This window comes from Serratia sp. NPDC078593, assembly GCF_050268245.1.
Lineage (GTDB): Bacteria > Pseudomonadota > Gammaproteobacteria > Enterobacterales > Enterobacteriaceae > JBNNGK01.
Map to the genome: position 1 here is coordinate 364,889 of NZ_JBNNGK010000002.1, position 23,108 is coordinate 387,996.

Below are 23,108 nucleotides of genomic sequence, written 5' to 3' on the forward strand. Positions count from 1 at the left end.
ACAGCAATAAAGGAGAACCTATGTCCCGTTTTGGCTTACAGAAGCTCTATATTCATGGTGCTTATGTAGACAGTACCGAGGGGAAAACTTTCAACGCAGTTAACCCGGCTAATGGCGAAGTGATCGCTGAAGTTCAGGCTGCCAGCGCTGAAGACGTCAACCGTGCGGTGGCGAGTGCAGCCAGCGGGCAGAAGGTATGGGCGGCGATGACACCGATGGCACGTTCACGCATTTTACGGCGTGCGGTGGATATTCTGCGTGAGCGCAATGATGTGTTGGCCGAGCTGGAAACGCTCGATACCGGCAAGGCGCTGTCTGAAACTACCGCGGTCGATATTGTTACCGGTGCCGACGTGTTGGAATACTACGCCGGTCTGATTCCGGCCATTGAAGGCCAACAGATCCCGCTGCGTGACTCCGCCTTTGTTTACACGCGCCGTGAACCCCTTGGTGTGGTGGCGGGCATTGGTGCATGGAACTACCCGATCCAGATTGCCTTGTGGAAATCGGCCCCGGCGCTGGCTGCGGGTAACGCGATGATCTTCAAACCAAGTGAAGTCACGTCGCTGACGGCGCTTAAGCTGGCTGAAATTTACAGCGAAGCGGGGCTGCCAGACGGCGTATTCAATGTGCTGACCGGCAGCGGGGCGGAAGTGGGGCAGTACCTGACCGATCATCCGGGTATCGCCAAGATCTCATTCACCGGTGGTGTGAAAACCGGCAAAAAAGTGATGGCGAATGCCTCTAGCTCCACGCTGAAAGACGTCACCATGGAGTTGGGCGGTAAATCGCCGCTGATCATCTTTGATGATGCCGATCTGGATCGTGCCGCAGACATCGCCATGATGGCCAACTTCTACAGTTCCGGTCAGGTTTGTACCAACGGTACCCGCGTGTTTGTGCCTGCCGCACTGCAAGCGCAGTTTGAAAGCAAGATCCTCGAACGGGTTAAACGGATTCGCTTGGGCGATCCGCTCGATCCGAACACTAACTTCGGGCCACTGGTCAGCTTCCCGCATATGGAATCGGTGCTGCGCTTTATTGAAAGCGGCAAGCGTAGTGGAGCACGTCTACTTTGTGGTGGAGACCGGGTGACTGACGGTCAATTTGCCCAAGGCGCCTACGTGGCACCGACGGTGTTCACTGATTGCCGCGATGAGATGGAGATTGTGCGTGAGGAAATCTTTGGGCCGGTAATGAGTATCCTCAGCTATCAGAGCGAAGAGGAAGTGATCAAACGTGCCAACGACACGACCTATGGCCTGGCGGCCGGATTAGTGACTCGCGATTTGAACCGTGCACACCGCGTGATTCATCAGTTAGAAGCCGGTATTTGCTGGATCAATACTTGGGGTGAGTCACCGGCGGAAATGCCGGTCGGCGGCTATAAGCATTCTGGCGTGGGGCGCGAAAACGGCCTGACGACGCTGGAACATTACACGCAAATCAAATCGGTACAGGTCGAGCTGGGCGAATTCGGTTCAGTGTTCTAAATATCGCCCCACCTTGGTATGGGCTTGCTGGGCTTTTATCGACGAAAGCCCACAAGCTCTTGAGCCTATCTATCTATCCTCAATGGAGTTTATCTTGCAGCCAGCGCGGGGATTTTCGGCGTTTACAACGTCACGGTTGTTGAACCCTGCTGCGCAGTGCCACACCTAGAGGATAAGGAGAGAGTTAATGGAATATGATTATATTATTATCGGTGCCGGTTCTGCCGGCAACGTACTGGCTACCCGTTTAACGGAAGACGCCGATGTCAGCGTCCTGCTGCTGGAAGCCGGTGGCCCGGATTATCGCTTGGATTTCCGTACCCAAATGCCGGCCGCGTTGGCTTATCCATTACAGGGGCGTCGCTATAACTGGGCGTATGAAACCGATCCTGAACCCCACATGAATAATCGTCGCATGGAGTGTGGGCGTGGCAAAGGCTTGGGCGGATCGTCGCTGATCAACGGCATGTGCTACATTCGCGGCAACGCGATGGATTTTGATAACTGGGCGACGGCGCCGGGTTTGCAAGATTGGAGTTATCTGGACTGCCTACCGTATTTTCGCAAAGCGGAAACCCGGGATATTGGGGCCAATGATTATCACGGTGGCGAAGGGCCGGTGAGCGTAACGACGCCAAAAGCGGGTAATAATGAGCTGTTCCACGCGATGATTGAAGCGGGCGTACAGGCAGGCTATCCGCGTACCGACGATCTGAATGGTTATCAGCAAGAAGGCTTCGGCCCGATGGATCGTACCGTGACGCCAAAAGGCCGTCGCGCCAGCACCGCCCGTGGTTATTTGGATCAGGCGCGTTCCCGCCCGAACTTGACGATCGTGACCCATGCATTGACCGACCACATTGAGTTTTCCGGTAAGCGTGCGATTGGCGTGAGCTACCTTAAAGGTGAAGGCAAGGCGCTGCATACGGCGCGTGCGCGCCGCGAAGTGTTGTTGTGTGCCGGAGCGATCGCCTCGCCGCAAATTTTGCAGCGCTCGGGCGTGGGCCCGGCAGGCCTGCTGAAAAGTTTGGATATCAAGGTGGTGCACGATTTACCGGGGGTGGGTGAAAACCTGCAGGATCACCTAGAAATGTATTTACAATACGCCTGCAAGAAACCGGTGTCGTTGTATCCGGCATTGCAGTGGTTTAACCAGCCGAAAATCGGCGCGGAATGGCTGTTTAACGGTACTGGCATTGGTGCCAGCAATCAGTTTGAAGCTGGCGGTTTTATCCGCAGTCGCGAAGAGTTCGCTTGGCCGAACATTCAGTACCACTTCTTGCCGGTGGCGATTAACTATAACGGCAGCAATGCGGTCAAAGAGCATGGCTTCCAGGCGCATGTTGGCTCAATGCGTTCGCCAAGCCGTGGCCGCGTGCAGGTCAAATCGAAAGATCCGCGCCAGCACCCGAGTATTTTGTTCAACTACATGTCCAGCGAGCAGGATTGGCAAGAGTTCCGCGATGCAATTCGCATCACGCGTGAAATCATGGCGCAACCGGCGTTGGATGAATACCGCGGGCGTGAAATTAGCCCAGGCGCTGACGTCACCACCGATGAGCAACTGGATGCGTTTATCCGTGAACACGCAGAGACGGCCTTCCATCCGTCATGTTCTTGCAAAATGGGTGAGGATGACATGGCGGTGGTTGACGGGCAGGGGCGTGTGCATGGCATGGAAGGGCTGCGCGTGGTTGATGCCTCGATAATGCCGCAGATCATCACCGGCAACCTGAACGCAACCACGATTATGATTGCGGAAAAGATTGCCGATCGTATTCGTAATCGTACGCCATTAGCACGTAGCTCGGCCGACTATTATGTTGCGGGTGATGCGCCCGTGCGTAAGCCACAGTAATGTTCCAAACGCGCCCTCTCGCCATCACGGGGAGGGTTGCTGTAGCAAGCTCCCCCCTCCAAGGCTCTTCCCTAAAGCGAGGGGGCCATCCATGTCCTCTTATTAGGTTAATACAATGGCTTGCGCGTCAAAGCTACTTGGCGTCGCCATTCGCCACATACGCGCGTAAAAATCACTTTTAATCTGTTTCTCCAGCAAGGCACCCGGCTCCAGATAGTAATAAATATCGGCGTACACTTTGATTTCGCTTGAGGTGATACGGCGTAGCATATGATGTGACGTTAACTGCTCCGGTCGGCTAATACCTGCGGCGGCTAACATCTCTGCCAGGGCTTTCACCGTATTTTGGTGAAAATGAAACACGCGTTCAGCCTTATTGGCTACCACTAACGCCTTCTGACGTAGCGGATCTTGCGTGGCGACGCCGGTTGGACAGTGATTGGTGTGGCAACTTTGCGACTGAATACAGCCGACGGCGAACATGAATCCCCGTGCCGAGTTAACCCAATCCGCGCCCAGCGTCAGTACGCTGGCAATATCAAAGGCGCTGATAATCTTACCGCTGGCCCCGATTTTGATGCGATCGCGCAGCCCGCAGCCGACTAACGTGTTATGCACGAACAGTAATCCTTCACGCAGCGGCATCCCCATATAGTTGGACAGTTCCAGCGGTGCTGCACCTGTTCCCCCCTCTTTGCCATCAACCACGATAAAATCCGGCAAGATATGGGTCTGTAACATCGCCTTGGCGATAGCGACAAACTCCCATGGATGACCAATGCACAGTTTGAACCCAACCGGTTTACCGCCTGACAACTCGCGCAATTGCTTAATGAAAGTCATCATTTCGATCGGGGTATTAAAGGCACTGTGGGCTGACGGGGAAATACAGTCCTGTCCCTCCGGTACGCCCCGAGTCGCGGCGATTTCTGCATCGACTTTGTTTGCCGGTAAGATGCCGCCGTGGCCCGGCTTTGCCCCTTGGCTGAGTTTGATTTCAATCATTTTCACCTGAGGCGTATTCGCCTGCTCGGCAAAGCGCTGTGCATCAAAATGGCCATCGGTTGTGCGACAGCCAAAATAGCCGCTGCCGATTTCCCACACCAAATCGCCCCCGTGTTCGCGGTGATAGCGGCTAATGCTACCTTCGCCGGTATCATGATAGAAGTTGCCTTTTGCCGCTCCCTGATTCAGTGCGCGGATCGCATTGGCGGAAAGTGCACCGAAGCTCATCGCGGAGATGTTAAAAAGAGAGGCAGAGTAGGGCTGAGTACAGTCTGCGCCACCTATCGTGACACGATAGCCGGTGGGGTCTGCAACGGGCACGGGGCACATCGAATGACCAATACACTCATAACCGATTTGATAAACATCCAACATAGTGCCGAAGGGTTTATCACCCATTTCGTTTTTAGCGCGGCGATACACTAAGGTGCGTTGCGAGCGGGAGAACGGCAGCGGTTTATCATCTTCTTCCAACAAATATTGACGTAATTCGGGGCGAATAAACTCAAAGAAGAAGCGCAGACGACCGATGATCGGGTAATTACGGCAAATTGCGTGGCGCTGTTGGCTGAGGTCGTAGATACCCAGTGCACTCAAAGCAGCAAAAACCAGCGTGGGCCACCAGAATACGGGCCGATCGAAGGCGGTGAATAAACAGGCAAGTGCGATCGTGATGCTTAACACAAAGCAGGTATAACGGCTGAATAAGGATGACTTCATAACCTCTCCTGATGTTCATTGTGAGTCAAGGCGACATGCTATAGCGGCAAAGAAGGTGGATAGTGTTGCCCACGGGCGGAAACGCGAGTCAGAATTTTAACTAACGTCGAAGAGAGTTATGTGGCGGTGACTGCGAGTTTATTATTTTTTACAAAATATTAACCTTGGCGCACCCTGTACGCTGTTTACTTACGCATTTTTTTGCCGCTACCGGCGGGAGATTGGCGTATCTACTCAAAGGAAGGTTATTCGCTATCCCGTGTTTGATGGTACTGATTAGGCGATGATGGCGATAAAACAAAGACTGATAGGTGTACGATAGAAAATTGTATGGGGTATATTTTTGGTTATTAATAGCGATAGCATCACAAATATCGAAATTGAAATAACAATAAGAGCATGACTCACCAGCAGTGATTGAGTGCGTCATGGATTTTTCATTTATCTATGATGAGTCATTTTCACGTGATTGTAATAATTTTTTAATGAAAAAAACACAAATATTCAATTTCAGTAATTTGATAAATTCTAAACAATATTATTTTTATTTGTTTATCACCTCTACTGTCGATTGATTAACTAATCGCCATTTTGTTTAATTTCGTTTAAGTTTGTTGGCGTTTTTTTAGGTGGTATATATAGGTAAATGATCCGAGTGTAACAATTTTTTTCATCGTTATTGATTTATTTTTTTCTTTAACAAATATGTGGTTATGTTATTTTCTTGACTGTGGTTATAGCCCTGTTATCAGGGCGTAGTTGGCTGCGTTACACTTAGAATTATTTTTGTCTTTGAGTATTATTTTTGCAGGATTACAATCAACAACTAATTAGTAACCGTAATCATTTATCATGAGGGATATAAGAAGTTAGCGGCAGTAAGGCATCGCGTTCGATAGGCCCATCGCAGGTTTAGCCGAGTGATGTTAGACATCGCAATAGACCTATACCGTGTCGGGTGTACGCCGCAATGAGGGCTGAATTATTGGCAATATAATGAAATCTGGCTAATTGATTTATTTATTAGCCAAGGGTTTATATTGAGTTAAATAATAACTTTATGACGTTTTCCTGGATTTTTTCAGTTTTTGCGGTGGAACCTTTGGCAGCAAAATATGGAGATGATCGCTATGAATTACAGAAAGCCTATTTTTGAAACGATAGCCAATTGGTCAATTCACCGGCCCGATGAAAACGCCGTCACGTTTTGCGATCAAACCTTGAGCTATAGCCAGCTAGAGTATCAATCTAATTTATTAGCAAGATATATATCATTAACCTATCCGTTACATTCTCGCGGTAGGATAGCGGTATATTTAGAGCCGAGTCTGATGATGCCGGTGGTGTTGCTGGCGATCCTTAAGGCGGGTTGTGCTTATGTTCCCCTGTCCCACTTTCAGCCGAAGGCGAGAATAACAAAAATCCTCGATGATGCTTCGGTCTTTTTATTGTTGACGACACGCTCTGTCATCCATGCATCGGGGATAGATAAATTATTTCCAGCAACGCTGGCACTGGAGGACATCAACTATTCCGATACCGCGGTTTCTGCTAGCTTGCCAACAGTCCAAGCAAGCGATCTTGCCTATATTTTGTACACATCAGGTTCAACAGGAACCCCGAAAGGGGTGGCGATAGAACACCGGAACCTGAGCTATTACTTGAGCTGGTTCAACCAACAATTGTGGCCCGAAACTCAGGCGCTCTTACCGCTGACGTCCACGTTAAGTTTTGCTGCGGCGGTCACACAGCTATATGCCCCGTTATTACGCGGCGAGACATTACATATCTTGCCTGCCGATAGCCTGCATGAGCCTGGGCGCTTGTTGACGTGGTATCAGCAACATCCTAAGGGGGCAATTTATTGCGTGCCTACGGTTTGGGATGAATTATTGCGTTATCAACGTGATGTTGGCGGCGCATTGAGCTTGCCTAAGACCATTTTCCTTTCCGGTGAGCCAGTACCGTTCGATCTTAAAGAACGTACCTTTGAACAATGCCCAGAAGCGACAGTATATAACCTTTATGGCCCGACAGAAGCTACCGCCAACGGTTCTTTTTCTCGTTTAGAGAAACACAAACCGGTCACGTTGGGTAAAGCACTGCGCGAAAGTAAAATTCTCATCGTCGATGAAAATTTAACACCGGTTGAGGCCGGGCAAAGTGGTGAAATCTGCATTGTCGGTGAAGGGGTGGCACGCGGATATCTCAACCAAGATAGCCTGACGCAACAGCGTTTTTTCCGCTATCAATGCGAGGGGGGCGATGTGCGTGGCCACCGAACGGGTGATTTGGGTCTGTTTAACGCGCAAGGAGACGTTGTTTATCTTGGGCGTATAAATCGGCAGATCAAAATCAATGGCGTGCGTATTGAGCCCGAAGAGATTGAAATCGCTTTGCGCGAGCATGAGAAAATTAATCAGGCTTTGGTGCGTACCATTGATGACGATAATGGTTCTGTACGTCTTATTGCCTATTTAGTCAGTGCAGACACCGCGTTATCAATCAATGAGATCAGCGCTTTTTTGCGTGCCAAACTCCCCGCACCAATGATCCCGACCTATTTCATGACGCTTGAAACACTGCCCAAACTGCCCAATGGGAAATTGGATCTTCAACGTTTACCCATGCCCAGCCCTATACGGCCGGTGTTGGGCTACGCGTATCGCCCGGCAAGCAATGAGCTGGAGCAAGAACTGATTGATATATTTCAGGATATACTGGGATTTCGCGATCTAGGAGCCGATGATAATTTCTTTGATTTAGGTGGCGGCTCACTCCAGGTTATGCAGGCACGGCAGTGCATTCGGCGCAGATTATTCAGTGATATTGATTACGCTTTATTTTTTAACAATGCTACGCCTTACTTGCTGTCTTTTATCGTGCCCTATTACGTTAATGATGAAGAGACATTTTCTTCTGCCGACTGCGAGTTGGAGTCAGCCCCGTTGTCTGGCGAGCAGCGTTATTTTTTGACCTTGGATCAGATAAGCCCGGATCCGCTGGCCTATCTGATTGCTTTTCGCTTACACCTACACGGGCCGTTAGATGTTGCCGCCTTGGAATGGTGTGTTCAGCGCATCGTACAGCACAACCCGGTGCTGCGCAGTCGATTTGATCTTGATAGCGTTAGCTGCCGCGAAGGGCAATACCCCTCAACAGCGCTACAGGTTATTCACCAGCAATGTGCCGATGGAATTATCGCCGATGGCAAGGTGAATGATGAGCGGTTGCTGGCATCGGTGGGGATAAGTGAGATCGATCTTGAGCACACGCCGCTTATCAGCATCAAATTATTATCCGCGCAGGATACGCAACACATTCTGTTTGTGCAGGTGCATCATACCGTTTTCGATCATGATTCTATTGGCGCGTTCTTCCAGCAGTTTGTGGATTATGCGCGAGCCTATCATGCAGGCGATCACAGTTTTACACTGGCTCCGAGCAAGCGCTATCAACACTATCGTCAATGGCAGCAATGCGCCATCTGGCCGACACGCTATCCAAAAGAAAGGCGGTTTTGGCAAAAAACGTTTGCAGAGTATGTACAAACCGGAGCCGATGGGTCTCAATTCCAGCCCCAGGCGGATCAGGACGGTGAAAATTATCGCTGTACTGTCTCTGTGGCGTTAACGCAATCGCTCAGGGCTTTTGCCAGACACCATCAAACCACCGTGTTTGTCAGTATGCTCGCTGCATTTAACCGGTTATTGAATTCGGCAACGTGTTATCGACATGTTCCTATTGGTATTCCGGTTTCCAACCGTACACTTTATGAAGAAACTGATCTATTAGGCTGTTTTGTGAACCGAGTAACCTATTATGACCCGGCGATCCCAGACGAGCCGATGAATACCGCAGTAGCGCGGTGCCATAAAAGAATATATGCCATTTTGGATAACCAGATGGTGCCGTACGATATTTTGAATAATGATATTCGGGAAAATGGGTGGAGTGAAAAACTCTATGCGCCGGTCTGCTTTAATTATTTGTCTGCCATGCCCTCACCGGTAAAAATCGGTGATACTGAAATTCAGGTTAGCCCAATAGAACATCATGCGGCGAGAGTGGATTTGACGCTATCGGTTCATGAAGGGAATAATTTACAGCTTTATTTTAATTATCACAAAAACGCATTGACTAAAACGCAGGTAAAAATATTAGCTGAAGCGTATATCGAATTACTCAGCGCAATGGTTCAGTCAGATTAGTTTATTTTTCATCAAAGTAAAAGCACACTACCTTATTCATTGAATTAGAGGGCCATATTATGGCATCTGCGCACAGTATTCATGCTGATTTTATGCAGTGTTGTAACCATACGCCAAATTCAGTCGCGTTGAGATGTGATGAAAAAACGCTGACCTATCAACAATTAGATCAATATAGTAATGCATTAGCAGATAGATTAATTAATCTTGGCGTTAGGCCTGGCGACATTGTGGGGGTTTATCTCAATAAAGGGGTCAATCTTGTTATCAGTTTATTGGGTATCATAAAGTCTGGCGCTTGTTATTTACCGTTGGATCCGTATTACCCAGTAAAACGTCTTGCCTATATGATCGACCATACTGCTACCCAGTGGGTCATCACCGATAGTGTACCGGAACACAGGTTGAAGCTGAGTTCGCCATATTGTCAGTGGTTCGATATCACGCAGGTCGATCTCACGATACCCGCCACGCCAGAGTTGCCGATTGTCAGTGGCGATCATCTTTGTTATGTCATGTATACCTCGGGGTCTACCGGTACGCCAAAAGGGGTCATGGTAAGCCACCGTACGGTAGCGCATTATCTAAAATGGATGCAGGCCGCCTTCAATCTGCGTCAGCATGATGTGGTACTGAACCAATCCAGCTTCAGCTTTGATGTCTCCGTGTGGGAAATATTCTGGCCGTTGAGCGTCGGGGCAAGTTGCGCGCTCATTGATGAAGAGATGAAGTTCGATCCCTTATTGATGGCGGCATTTATTCAGCGCCATCAGGTGACCGTAGCCCAGTTTGTTCCCACCGCGTTGCGTGTCATTGTGGATGCCAACGTGGTGGGTAATTGCCCAACATTAGCCCATATATTCTCTGGCGGGGAAGCGTTGCCGCAATGTTTAGTTGACGATCTGCATCGGCAGTATTCCGGGCAAATTCATAATCTATATGGGCCGACGGAAGCTACTATTTTTGCTTGCTATTGGCCATGTCGACCAGGAGAACGTGACAGCCTGGTACCCATTGGCAAGCCGATTCCCCATGCACGCGCTTATGTGTTGGATGCCGGTCTTAATCCCGTTCCGCCCGGAGTGTGTGGCGAGCTTTATCTTGCCGGCGATATTCTAGCCAAAGGTTATCTGCATGCTGAAACCTTGACCCAAGAGCGTTTTGTGGATGATCCCTTTGCCTGTGGGGGCGGTAATAAAATGTACCGAACCGGTGATTGGGTTAAACAGCGTGATGACGGGGTATTCGCGTTTGTTGGGCGGGTTGACGATCAGGTTAAAGTGCGGGGGCATCGTATTGAGCTGGCAGAAATTGAAACACATCTACAGGCATTGCCGCATATCGCCCATGCCGCAGTCATTGTAGAACCACACCCAAAAAATAACATGCCAATGTTATTGGCATTTTTTGTGCCACGTGAACGGCAAGTGGTCAATATTCAAGAGATAAAAAACGGGCTGGCAAAGTCGCTACCCTACTTTATGTTGCCATCCCGGCTTATTCCCTTGGAGAGAATGCCTGTCCATCCTAATGGCAAGATAGATAAATCAAAACTTCGTGGCTACGAAAATAAAGAGGATGAAAATGGATGTAATAAAAAACAAGACTAACGCGGAAGTTGAAGCACAAATAATCTCGGTATGGAGGGCGGTATTAAATAACAAAAATCTCTCAATAAAAGATAACTTTTTTGACGCGGGAGGGAACTCGCTGCTGATATCAAAGGTACATAGAGAAATAAAAAATAAATTCGCCACGCCAGTATCCATTATGGACTTATTCCAATACCCGACGGTGCAGATGTTAAGCCAACGCATTGTTGAAAAACATGCCGAGATTATCGGTCGCAAAAAGTAATTTATTGTTAATTATGCTCTATACGGTGAGGTAACAAAATGAAAGATCAAACAATGCCCCAAGATAAGGATATCGCCATTGTGGGTATGTCTGCCCGTTTTCCTGGCGCTGACGATACAGCAATGTTCTGGAAAAATTTGCTGGAGGGTGTCGAAACGATCAGCACGTTTACCGATGAGGAATTACGTGCCAGCGGAATTGAAGAGGAAACGATTGCCTCGCCAAACTATATTCGCCGTCGAGGTATTCTGGGAAACGCACAATATTTCGATGCTAATTTCTTTGATATTACGCCACGTGACGCGGAAATCATGGATCCGCAACACCGCATTTTTCTGGAGTGCAGTTGGCATGCGTTTGAGGATGCGGGCTATGTGCCGGGAACTTATCCTGGCAAAGTCGGCGTGTTTGGCGGTACGGGGACGGCGTGGCATTTAAACAAAGTGAATGCACACCCTGAGGTGCAAAAGTATGTCAGCGGTGCCTCGGTCGTGACCAATAATGACAAGGATTACGTCACCACGCGGGTTTCTTACAAACTGAACCTGAAAGGGCCCAGCGTTAATGTGCAAACTGCGTGTTCGACAGCGATGGTTGCCGTGGTGATGGGCATTAATAGTTTATTGAATGGCGAAAGCGATTTAATTGTTGCGGGCGGCGTATCGATCGATACACCAGAACGGCGCGGTTATCAGTACATGCAAGGTGGCATGGAGTCGGCTGACGGGCGCTGCTATGCCTTTGACGCGCGCGCCAATGGCACCGTATTTAGCCGTGGAGCGGGTGTGGTGTTATTGAAACGCTTGAGTGACGCGCAGCGCGATGGCGATCATATCTATGCGGTACTGAAAGGGGGCGCCATCAATAATGACGGCAATCTGAAAGCAGGTTATACCGCCCCAAGTATCGCAGGACAAATTGCGGTAGCTAAACAGGCTTTCACCAATGCGCAGGTTAACCCTGCAACCATTAGCTTCGTTGAAGCGCACGGCACTGCAACGGCATTGGGGGATCCGATCGAGTTCACCTCACTGAGTCAGACGTTCCAAGAATTTACCGATAAAAAGCAGTATTGCCGTCTGGGATCGGTTAAGACGAACATTGGGCACACGGACGCTGCGTCAGGCATGGCTAGCTTAATTAAGGCGTCGCTAGCCTTGAAAACCGGTGAGTTGCCCGCTTCGCTGCATTATGTCTCGCCAAATCCTAACATCGAGTTTGAAACCAGCCCATTTGTGATGAATACCGAACTGAGCAAACTGGAGCAGACCAATCACCCGCATCGTGCGCTGGTCAATTCGTTCGGTGTCGGTGGCACCAACGCCTGCGTTATTCTCGAAGCGCCTCCGCAACCGCTTCCCGGCGATCGACACGACGGGTTGATTATGCTGCCTTTTTCGGCCAAGAGTCGCACTGCGCTGGAAGCGATGAAACAGCGTATGCATGACTATCTGACACAGTATCCGGACGTGAATCTGGCTGATGTGGCCTATACCCTACAGGTTGGTCGCCAGCAGTTTGCGCACAGTACGGTGGTGATAGGCACTGAACGGGAGGCATTATTAGGAAAACTGAATCAGCCCTCCACCATTATTTCATCCACGAGTAAAGGCCGTAAGGCCGTGGTGTTCATGTTCCCAGGCCAAGGTAATCAGTACCTTAATATGGCGCGCAAGCTGTATACCACTTATCCGGTGTTTCGTGACGTGATGGATCGCTGTTGCCGTTATCTTGATCCGATCCTCGGCGTTAATTTGCAATCGATTATTTTCCAAGGGGAAGACGTTCTAAGAAAATCACGCATTAATGAAACCCAGTTTACTCAGCCCGCCTTGTTTATTGTCGAATACAGCCTGGCGCAATTATGGATGTCATGGGGCATTAAACCGGATGCGATGATAGGACACAGCGTGGGTGAATATGTTGCCGCCTGTCTTTCTGGTGTTTTCTCGTTGGAAGATGCACTGCGTGCAGTGGCGTTGCGCGGTAAATTAGTGCAGACATTGCCTGCCGGCGCCATGCTGGCGGTGCTTATGGATGAAGACGCGCTGCGTCATCGTTTACAGGGCGGAAAACTGGAGATCGCAGCGGTGAATTATCCGGGCCTGTGCGTGGTGGCCGGGGAGTTGGATGAAATCGAAATCTTCCAGCAGCAACTGGAAGACAGCAATGTTTTCTGTAAGCATTTGGATACCTCTCACGGTTTCCACTCCTACATGATGGAACCTGTATTGCCTGCTTTCAACGAGGTTATTGACGACATTGCATTGCACGCCCCACAAATTCCATTCGTCTCTACGGTAACCGGCGATTGGATCACCGATACGCAGGCTACAGACAGCGATTATTGGGTTAAACATGTGCGCAATCCAGTGTTGTTCTCTCATGCATTCAAAACGTTAATCACCGAAGAGCACCAAACGTATCTGTTCTTGGAAGTGGGGCCCGGCCGTTCTCTGGAGTCGGCGGCCAAGCAACACGTTAAAGCGGATGATGGCGCTTTGATCTACTCCTCTTTACCTACCGCCAAAGACGTCGATCTGACCGATGAATATCTGCTCAATACCCTCGGGAGCCTATGGGCCTGTGGCGTTGACGTTGCGTGGGATAAATTTTATAGCGGCGAGCAGCGCCGCAGAGTCTCCTTGCCCGGTTATCCGTTTGAGCGTAAAGCATTTAGCTTGCCTGTGCTTAAACCCGATCACGCCGGTAGCCCATCGCTGGACGAAAGATCGCTTGCCGCGAGAAAACGTAAAAAAGCCGATATTGGCGAATGGTTTTACATGCCAACTTGGAAGCGCACGATCCCAGCAAAGTTTATGGCTGGTGGGCGTGTCGATCCGGCCGAAGCGTGCTGGCTGCTATTTGTGGATGCGATGGTGATTGCTGAGCATCTCCAAACACAGCTCGTTGAAGCCGGGCATCGTGTGTTGACCGTGTGGCGCGGCAAGCATTATCAGGAGGATCTGACCAACGGCTGCTACGTGATCGACCCGGCCCAGCGTGAAGACTATATACGCCTGTTAAAAAGCGTGAAAAATAATGCACAGCGTCCCACCCGCATCATTAATCTGTGGAACCTGTCAGCGGATAGCGCGGAACCGGCATTTATCGGCCAACAGCGTGCGTTACAGATGAATGCGTTTTACAGCCCGCTCTACCTACAGCAAGCATTGGTGAGTGAGAACCTGCTGGACGATCTGCACCTGCTGTTCGTGACAAATAATATTTTCAACGTTACGGAGGAGCGGTTGTATTCACCGCAAAAAGCCTTGGTGGTGGGGCCTGCACGCGTATTTTATCACGAATATCCTGAAGTACAGTGTCACGTCGTCGATGTTGACTTATTTGGTTATGCCGCCCCGCAAGACATCGCCCAGCAACTGATTGATGAAAGTCACATCGATACGCATGGCAACCTGGTGGCCTATCGTGGGCGTAACCGTTGGGAAGAGGATTATCAGGCGGTTCATCTAAAACACGATGAGAGCGGCTTGCCTGCGGCGGTGAAAGAGGAGGGCACCTATTTGATCACTGGGGGGTTGGGTGGGTTGGGGATGTTGATCGCTGGCTACTTATCGGAGATCAGCAACGCCAACATGATTCTAACCTACCGTTCTGCGCTGCCTCCTCGTGATGAGTGGCACACATGGATACAGCAACATCCGGTGGATGATCCGGTTAGCGAGAAGATCGCTGGCATCTTGCGCCTGGAATCGCGGGGTAATGTGGTTCATCTTGCCAAGGTTGATGTGTGCGACTACAGCGGTATGCGCGAGATGCTGTCGACCTTTGATCGCATTGACGGCGTATTCCATACCGCAGGGATCGCAGGGGGTGGGATCATTCCGTTGAAAAACGACACAGATTGCGCCGCCGTACTGGATCCTAAAGTGGTTGGTAGCCTGGTACTGGATGAGTTGCTCAAAGACAAACAGCCTGACTTCTTCATTTTGTTCTCTTCCATAACGTCTATCGTGGGTGATGAAGCCCGTATTGATTATTGTGCAGGCAACGCGTTTATGGATGCCTTTGCCCACTACCGCAACCAGCAACGTTCAGGTCGTACCGTTGCGCTTAACTGGGGGAAATGGGGTGACGTAGGCATGGCTGTTCGCTGGGGCAAACAGTTAATGGAGAAGAAAAATAACGCTAAAGCGGGGGCATTTGAAGAGGTAACGGGCGATCTGTTAACGCTGATCGGTCGTGAGGGGATGCAAGAAACCTATCGCGTTAATCTTGCGGTGCAAAAAGATTGGGTGATTGATGAGCATCGTTTAGCACACCAGCCGTCATTGGTCGGGGCGTCAATCCTGTCGATGCTGCATGAATGGATGCATCACTTCAAACCACAAGAAACCCTACAGGTTAAGAACCTGCTACTGACGAAACCGGTTATTTATCTTAACGGTTGGCCACGCATGATGAACCTATTGGTGACTGCCGATAATCACGGCTATAAATTTAGTCTGAGAAGCCGGGGTGTATTGGATCTTGATTGGGAGGAGCATGCGCTAGGGGCTGTAGGGCAGAAGAGCGCCGAGCCCGGGCATGACCTGATATCACTCGACGCCATCCGTCAATGTTGCCCCACAGAATTGCCTTACCTACCGCTGGAATGCGAAATGGGCAATGCGAATACCGGCGAGGTTTTCCTGTCATTAAGCCCACGTTGGGATAACCACCAAGCTATTTTCCAGGGGGAAAATGAATGGCTGATGCACAAAGTCATCAGACCTGAGTACCGCAATGACTTTGTCCGTTATCCCTACCATCCGGCGGTGATTGATGCGACGGCGATCCGCTGCCTGACGTATATCACGCAAGATAACTTCCTGCCGATAAGCTACGGAAAAATCAGCTACCACGCGCCGCTGAGTGCAGATTGTTATGCCCATGTGAAGTTGAAACGGCCGTATCAGCCTCAGGATAGCGCCATAACCATGGATATTGTTTTCTTGTCTGCGGCGGGCATGCCGTTATTGGCATTAGAAAATTATACGCTGATCAAAATGACGCAAGACAACCAGCTTGGCGAACATACCGATACGCCGGCGGTTAAGGTCAACCTGGCAGACAAAGACATTCTGTTTAATGAAGGGCTTGATGCACTGAAACGGCAGCTCGCCCATCTGGAGTTTGAACAGTTAGTCATTGTGACCAGCGATCTTGGGCAACTGATTGATGAGTCTATCCCGGTTCAGGATGAAATCGTATTGGAGACTATCGATGACAAGGTGGCTGACGGGCATACCCGTCCTGTTTTGTCGGTGGAATATGTTGCGCCGGAAAATGACATTGAGAAAGAAATCGTCAAGGTCTGGCAATCGATCCTCGGCATCTCGGGCATTGGAGTAAACGATAACTTCACCGAACTCGGGGGGAACTCTTTACTGGCGGTTCAGGTGGTGTCGACGGTATCTGGTATTTTCGAAATCGATATTCGAGTCGATCTGTTCTATCAGGAACAGACCGTTAAAGGTCTGGCGACACTGATTTTGGCTGAGCTTGCAGGATTACTGCAAGGCGAATAACCGCGTTTCCCTCAGGCTTCGGTCTGGGGGAAACCCTTTGAGCAACGGTGTTTAATCAGACAACAGCGGGATTCGATAATGACTAAGATCACTACCGCCATGCTCAATGGCTTGAGCCTGGATGAATTGAAAAAAATAGCCAGAGAAAAAAAGACGCGTAATAGCGCCGTAACCGGAAAAATTATCAGCAAAAACAGTGAGCCTGGCAGAGTGCATTTTCCGGTGACTCACGCGCAAAAAAGCATGTGGGTGCTCGATCAATATCTTGATGACGCTAAAGCCTACAACAATCCTTATGCCATTATCTGCCGCGTTGCACATGATATTGACACGCAAGCGGTCAACACCGCACTGGCCTTTTTGACGCAAAAACATGACATCCTCCGCACCACATTCAAGAGGGTGGACGGCGAGGTTTGCCAATGTGTGGGGGACGAACTGCGGTTCAACTTTCACTATGACGACATTACATCTCTCCCCGAAGAGCAACGCGAAACATGGGTAGAAAGTGTGGCGCGTGAAGAAGGGGGAAGACACTTTGATCTGGCGCATGGGCCGCTTTCATATTGGCGCATGATTAAAACTAATCACCATGAATACGTTTTATTACTGACGTTTCACCACATTATTTCTGATGGTTGGACGGTCAATTTATTCTTCAAAGAATTTATGGAGATGTATTTCCGTGTACTTCATGGTGAGACACCACAGACCGAAGGTTTCCTGCAATTTTCTGATTACGCGTTAGCGGAAGCGCAGTGGTACAGCACGGAAGAGTATCAACAGGGGTTGAACTATTGGGCCAATAAACTTGATGGCGTACAAGGGGTGCTTGAGATCGCTACCGATCGCCCGCGTCCGGCTAAAATGAGCACGGTCGGTAGCATAGTGAGCCACTCTGTTGAGCCAGCCTTTAACCAGCGCTTGCAGTCTCAAGCGGCACAGCTTGGCGTCATGCCGTTCCATATTATCCTGTCGGCTTATACGCTGTTGTTGCATAAATACAGTGGTCAAACGCAGATCGTGGTCGGTGCGCCTTTTGCTAATCGTACTCAGCCCGAGACACAGCACATGATGGGGTTGTTTATGAATACGCTGCCCTTGTGTTTTGAGCTGAATCCGGAAGCCGCGTTACAGGATATTGTCAAAATCGCACGGTCAGAAAGCGAACAAACTCAGCGTTATCAAGCCATCCCGCTTAACGATATTCTTGATAAAATCGCCTGTATTCGTCATCCGCAGATCTCCCCGCTTTTTCAAGCAGTGCTGACCTATCAGGTTTTCCCTCATTTTCACCATAATACGCTGTTCAGTTATAAACCGTTGAAAGTTGACTACGGCGTAGCGAAATTGGATCTGAACCTGTGGGTAGAGGAAGATCGGGGTGGGTTGCTGTTTACCCTGAACTACAACACGGACTTGTTTAATCGCAATACGATCGAGCGCATGCTGAATGATTTACGCACGCTGCTGGCGATGTTTCTTGAGCAACCGCAGTTAACCGTGCAGGACGTCTCGCTGGTGAGTCAGGCTGAGCGTTTACAGTTGCTGCGCGAATGTCAGCGCCCTGTTGGCACCGTGCCTGAGGCGGTACAGGTGCAATTCGAGCGTCAGGCCGAGCAAGCCCCGGCGGCGCTGGCCGTACGTTGTGCCGGGCGTTCGCTAACTTATCGGCAACTTAATCAACAAGCTAACCGTTTAGCCCACCATTTATTGGCACAAGGATTGTTGCCGGGACAGCCCGTCGCTTTATTGATGGCCAAAAGCGAGCGCAGTGTGGTAGCCCTGTTGGCGGTATTAAAAGCGGGAGGCTGCTACGTTCCTATCGATGTTGCTCTGCCTGTAGAACAGATTGACTTCATTTTACAGGATGCCGCCGTGCGTTTTGTTTTGGCCGAAGCGGCGTCGCCTACCGTCTCCTTGCCGACTGTGTCGATCGATCAACAATTCAGTGAGCAGCCGTGCAGTAATCCGCGGCAATCACATGCTGCACCGGGTGCCCCCGCCTATATCATCTATACCTCGGGCAGTACCGGCAGGCCGAAGGGCGTCAGGATTAACCATGCGCATCTGAGCCAATACTGCCAGGCGATAACGCCCGTGCTCGCTCAACCAGCCGGAGCCCGCTACGGCATGTTCTCTGCTTTCACCACTGATTTGGCACACACCATGTTGTTTCCTGCGCTGATAAATCAGGGGCAACTGGAGGTGATCAGTGTTCAGCAACTGAATGATCCGCTGAATTTAGTGGCCTATCTGGCCGAACAGCCGCTGGATTGCATGAAAATAACGCCAACGCATTTGGCCGCTTTATTGGCATTGCCCCAGGCTGAGGCGTTATTGCCGCGTGACTTGCTGGTGCTTGGCGGAGAGCGAGCCTCGCTAGCGTTGGTTAAGCGTATCCGCCAGTTGCGGCCACACTGCCGGGTGATCAATCACTATGGCCCAACCGAATGCACCGTTGGAATTACGACCTATACCGTACCTGACAATGTCGATGAAATGACCGGGGGATATTTACCGGTGGGCAAACCGCTGATGGACAGTCATGTACTCGTGCTGGATGACCAACAACGGTTGGTTCCTGTCGGTTTACCCGGCGAGATCTATCTGGGCGGCGCACACTTGGCTGCAGGCTACATTGGCCAGGAAGCACAGAATCGACATCATTTTATTCCTCATCCTTATTTAGCGGGTGAGCGTATCTATCGCAGTGGTGATAAAGGACGCTGGTTGCCGGATGGAAATCTTGAATTTTTGGGCCGTCTCGATCGCCAAGTGAAAGTGCGTGGCTACCGCGTGGAGTTGGCCGAAATCGAGCAAATCTTGCAGCAGCATCCCGATGTTGTGCAGGCTGCGGTCAAGCTTTGGCCGCTCAACGAGGGAGACGCGCGGCTGGTGGCCTATTGCTGTGGCGGCGAGGGTGAGCAAAGTAGCGCGGTGCAGGCGGCTTTACAGAATAAACTGCCTCACTACATGAGACCGGATCACTGGGTATGGCTGGAAGCGTTGCCACTGACTGCCAGCGGAAAAATCAATTATGCCGCCTTACCGTTTATACATGCCGATGTGTCTCAATCACCACCGACACCAGAGGGTGAGGTTGAGCAGTGTTTGCACAACATCTATTGCCGGGTATTGCAATGTGACCGGGTAGATACACGAGATGATTTCTTCAATCTGGGCGGCAACTCTATTACTGCTTTGAAGTTGGTTATTGAGATCAACCAACAATTTGGCACGGCGTTGTCACTGGGGCAGTTATTTGAGAATAGTAGCGTTCGTCAACTGGCTGCGTTCTTGGAACAGGTAACACCGTGTGCCTTATCGCCATTGGTCACGTTGAATTCCGGGCGAGAAGAGAGCAAACCCACCTTGCTGATGATTCACCCGGCTGGCGGCAACATCTTATGTTACGACGCGCTGGCACGCGAGCTTGGGGACGATTATCCGGTGTATGGCCTTCAGATCGCTAATTTCAGTGAAGATGCCGATTACCACCATGATATTCAGGCTTTAGCCGCGTGCTATCTGCAACAGTCACAGGCGATCGTCCAACGGCAGAATCTGGTGCTGGGAGGATGGTCTTTGGGGGCAACCATTGCTTTCGAAATGGCCCGACAGTTACAGCAGACAAGCGGGCAGTTAGCGACGGTGCTGATTTTGGATCAACCTGCACCGCAGGTGCAGATTGATTATGCGGCGCAGATGGATGAGTACCAGCGACTGGCCTATTTTGCTCGTAAAGTGGAACGTTTTACCGGTGCGTCATTCGAGATTGCGAGTACGACTCTGGCAACGCTGTCTGAAGCGCAGCGTACGGCATTGTTCCTCCAGGAATTTAAACGCGCAAATTTGGTTCCAAACAATATCAGTCAGGTGCATTTCCAACATTTTCTGACGATTCTACAGGCGCACATTTCTGCTACGGACCGCTACCAGGGGGCAGAATACGGCGGCCATATTGTGGTCGCAGAGGCGGAAGAGGTGATGCCGGATCGCATCAGGCATGATACTCCCGGGCTTGGCTGGGCGCGTTTGGCGAAGGGGGAACTGACCGTGATCCGCGCGCCGGGTAATCACATCTCGATGATGAAACAGTCGCAAATCTGTCATACGGCAAGCTTACTGCGCAAGGTGCTGTTATGAGTACAGTGGAAACCCTAACGGCAGCCCCGGCCATCAAGGTCGGGGTATCCCGGCGCGAGTGGTGTGCCATCATCGGCGGATTGGTCGGTGGGTTTATGGCGATCTTAGATATTCAAATCGCCAATTCCTCGATGAAAGTGATTCAAGGGGCGCTCTCGGCAACGCTGAATGATAGCTCATGGCTGATGACCTCTTATTTCACCGCGGAGATTGTGGCGATTCCACTGTGCGGTTGGCTTTGCCAAGCGTTAGGGACAGGGCGCTATGCATTGTGGTGTATTGCCGGGTTTTTGGGAGCATCGTTGCTGTGTTCTGCCGCTTGGAATCTCAGCTCCATGATTGTTTTTCGCGCCTTGCAGGGGTTTAGCGGTGGCGCGCTGATCCCTATTTCATTTCGTCTGATTATCGAGATCCTCCCGTTGGAAAAGCGACCATTAGGCATGTCGCTGTTCAGCATTATTGGCACGTTTGCGCCAGCGGTGGGACCCGCGCTAGGCGGATGGTTAACCGATAATTTCTCTTGGCACGCCATATTTTATATCAACGCGCTGCCGGCGTTGCTGTCGTGGGGGCTGATTCATTACGCGTTAAAACACCCGACGATCAACTGGAACATCATCCGGCATGGCGATTTTATCGGTATCGTGTTCGTAATGCTGTTCTTGGGGACACTCGAAGTTATTTTGGAAAAAGGCGGACAGGAGAACTGGCTAGAGTCCAACATGATATGCGTACTGGCGGTAATCTCGGCCATCAGTTTCATTGTATTCATGTATGCCCAATTGACTCACCCTTATCCCCTGATCAATCTCAGGCTGTTCCGCGATGTTAATTTCTCGTGCGCCATCATGGTGTTTGCCATGTTGGGTGTCGCTATCTACGGCACGCTATTTTTGGTGCCGTATTATCTGACGATGGTGCACGACTATAATGCATCAGAAATTGGCACGGTGGTCATTTGGATGGGATTTCCACAGCTGATTATCCTGCCATTTATTCCCCTGCTTATTCAGCGTTATAACCCAAAATATCTGATCTGCATTGGGTTTGTCGGCCTAGCCATCAGCGCGTTTATGGATTGCGCGATGGATGGTAATTTTGCCGGGCCACAGATGACATGGTCCATGCTGATTCGCGCATTAGGCCAACCCTTTATCATGGTGCCGCTGTCTTTGTTAGCGACGCGCCATATTCAACAGCAAGACAGCGCTTCTTCAGCGGTATTGATCAATATTTTCCGTAGCTTGGGCGGCTCTTGCGGTACCGCCATCTTGAGCACCTTCTTCATCACGCGGATATATACCCACGTGAGTGTCATCAAAACCTCGCTGGTTTCTGGTAGCAACGCGTTTTCGGGCTATCTCAATGACATGAAAAGTTTGCTAATCGAGCACGGCCTGGCGGCCGATACGGCGAGTGTTAAAAGCACCGCGCTGGCGTTGCTGGCGAAAAGGATCGCCCGTCAGGCAGAGATCATGGCATTTAACGATCTGTTTCTGATCATGGGCACCATGATGCTGGCGACGGCGTTGTTTGTGTTGATTTCAAGCCGCGACTTCCGCCTGCATGTTAATCAAGGGGAGGGGCGATGAACCCAGCACCGATGACGATCTGGCATTACCTGCTATCACGGGATGCGTGCATCACCATTCTTACGCCCATCGTGTTGTATAACATCGCTTTTTGGTGGGGCGGGGCGGGTATTGCGTTATTAGTGACAGCGCTTTATTCCGCCGCTGTTGAATTATTGCGCAAGCGGGGCGGAACTTTCTCCGTGATGGCATTAATCCTGGTATCAGGGTTCAGCCATTACCTTTATTTACGGGGCTACGCGCCGTTCGGCATTAAAAAGGAAAATGTATTTCTTGCCATCAGCGGTGCGCTTTCGGTGGTGGTGGTGTTCAGTTTTTACTCGCTGATAGGCAGGCCAATGATTCGCACATTAGCAGAGCAAGCGATGCCCCGCCTGAAAAGTATCCCCGTTTATGGCACACCGCAGTATGCCCGTATATGGCATGAAGTTTCACTGATGTGGATCTGGGTTTTTTTGCTGAAAGCCATCGGTGTTTATCTATTGTCCCAACGTGACGATGTACCCGTTGATGCCATTATTTTCATCTGCGGATGGCCGCTGACATTACTGATGGTGCTATTCAGTTTTTACTGGCCCAAATATCGCTGGACGTCATACCTGCGTGCCGGCGATCGCTAAACCGTATTTCACCGGCCGCCTTGATAGCCGGTTCAACTCACCGTTTCATACGCAGTTAAGATGGGGAAT

10 protein-coding genes are annotated in these 23,108 nt (G+C 50.3%); 9 read left to right on the forward strand and 1 reads right to left on the reverse strand.

Annotated elements, in window-relative coordinates; all coding sequences use genetic code 11:
• The first annotated feature begins 20 nt into the window (after positions 1–20).
• A complete protein-coding gene (betB, locus tag ACQKDS_RS03865; protein ID WP_399666043.1) occupies positions 21–1,493 on the forward strand; it encodes a betaine-aldehyde dehydrogenase in 1,473 nt (490 codons plus the stop codon).
• A 187-nt stretch (positions 1,494–1,680) separates the two neighbouring features.
• A complete protein-coding gene (gene betA, locus ACQKDS_RS03870) occupies positions 1,681–3,351 on the forward strand; it encodes a choline dehydrogenase (RefSeq protein WP_399666047.1) in 1,671 nt (556 codons plus the stop codon).
• 102 nt (positions 3,352–3,453) lie between these two features.
• Here the strand turns inward: betA and ACQKDS_RS03875 are convergent, their stop codons facing one another.
• A complete protein-coding gene (locus ACQKDS_RS03875; RefSeq protein WP_399666050.1) occupies positions 3,454–5,076 on the reverse strand; it encodes an FMN-binding glutamate synthase family protein in 1,623 nt (540 codons plus the stop codon).
• Positions 5,077–6,206: 1,130 nt separating this feature from the next.
• On the opposite strand from ACQKDS_RS03875, the gene ACQKDS_RS03880 reads away from it, so the two are divergent.
• From ACQKDS_RS03880 to ACQKDS_RS03910, 7 genes are all read left to right on the forward strand, one after another.
• Positions 6,207–9,287, forward strand: a complete 3,081-nt coding sequence (locus ACQKDS_RS03880) for an amino acid adenylation domain-containing protein (protein WP_399666052.1) — start codon at positions 6,207–6,209, stop codon at positions 9,285–9,287.
• A 59-nt stretch (positions 9,288–9,346) separates the two neighbouring features.
• Positions 9,347–10,897 carry an amino acid adenylation domain-containing protein gene (locus ACQKDS_RS03885; protein ID WP_399666055.1) on the forward strand — a complete coding sequence of 517 codons (1,551 nt, stop codon included), beginning with the start codon at positions 9,347–9,349 and terminating at the stop codon, positions 10,895–10,897.
• On the forward strand, positions 10,872–11,144 hold the full coding sequence (locus ACQKDS_RS03890) for a phosphopantetheine-binding protein (RefSeq protein WP_399666057.1): 273 nt from the start codon (positions 10,872–10,874) through the stop codon (positions 11,142–11,144). Before ACQKDS_RS03885 ends, ACQKDS_RS03890 begins: the two co-directional genes overlap by 26 nt.
• Positions 11,145–11,182: 38 nt before the next feature.
• The gene (locus tag ACQKDS_RS03895; protein WP_399666060.1) at positions 11,183–16,678 is read left to right on the forward strand and encodes a type I polyketide synthase; all 5,496 of its coding nucleotides are present in this window, start codon (positions 11,183–11,185) and stop codon (positions 16,676–16,678) included.
• 78 nt (positions 16,679–16,756) lie between these two features.
• Positions 16,757–20,827, forward strand: a complete 4,071-nt coding sequence (locus ACQKDS_RS03900) for an amino acid adenylation domain-containing protein (protein WP_399666063.1) — start codon at positions 16,757–16,759, stop codon at positions 20,825–20,827.
• On the forward strand, positions 20,824–22,419 hold the full coding sequence (locus ACQKDS_RS03905) for an MDR family MFS transporter (RefSeq protein ID WP_399666066.1): 1,596 nt from the start codon (positions 20,824–20,826) through the stop codon (positions 22,417–22,419). The genes ACQKDS_RS03900 and ACQKDS_RS03905 overlap by 4 nt, the downstream gene beginning before the upstream one ends.
• The gene (locus ACQKDS_RS03910; RefSeq protein ID WP_399666069.1) at positions 22,416–23,039 is read left to right on the forward strand and encodes a hypothetical protein; all 624 of its coding nucleotides are present in this window, start codon (positions 22,416–22,418) and stop codon (positions 23,037–23,039) included. The genes ACQKDS_RS03905 and ACQKDS_RS03910 overlap by 4 nt, the downstream gene beginning before the upstream one ends.
• Positions 23,040–23,108: the final 69 nt, after the last annotated feature.

What these genes read in the sequence shown, in the direction of transcription:
- betB (WP_399666043.1), top strand. Translation starts at nt 21, where the DNA reads ATGTCCCGTTTTGGCTTACAGAAGCTCTATATTCATGGTGCTTATGTA.
- betA (WP_399666047.1), top strand. Translation starts at nt 1,681, where the DNA reads ATGGAATATGATTATATTATTATCGGTGCCGGTTCTGCCGGCAACGTA.
- ACQKDS_RS03875 (WP_399666050.1), bottom strand. Translation starts at nt 5,076, where the DNA reads ATGAAGTCATCCTTATTCAGCCGTTATACCTGCTTTGTGTTAAGCATC.
- ACQKDS_RS03880 (WP_399666052.1), top strand. Translation starts at nt 6,207, where the DNA reads ATGAATTACAGAAAGCCTATTTTTGAAACGATAGCCAATTGGTCAATT.
- ACQKDS_RS03885 (WP_399666055.1), top strand. Translation starts at nt 9,347, where the DNA reads ATGGCATCTGCGCACAGTATTCATGCTGATTTTATGCAGTGTTGTAAC.
- ACQKDS_RS03890 (WP_399666057.1), top strand. Translation starts at nt 10,872, where the DNA reads ATGGATGTAATAAAAAACAAGACTAACGCGGAAGTTGAAGCACAAATA.
- ACQKDS_RS03895 (WP_399666060.1), top strand. Translation starts at nt 11,183, where the DNA reads ATGAAAGATCAAACAATGCCCCAAGATAAGGATATCGCCATTGTGGGT.
- ACQKDS_RS03900 (WP_399666063.1), top strand. Translation starts at nt 16,757, where the DNA reads ATGACTAAGATCACTACCGCCATGCTCAATGGCTTGAGCCTGGATGAA.
- ACQKDS_RS03905 (WP_399666066.1), top strand. Translation starts at nt 20,824, where the DNA reads ATGAGTACAGTGGAAACCCTAACGGCAGCCCCGGCCATCAAGGTCGGG.
- ACQKDS_RS03910 (WP_399666069.1), top strand. Translation starts at nt 22,416, where the DNA reads ATGAACCCAGCACCGATGACGATCTGGCATTACCTGCTATCACGGGAT.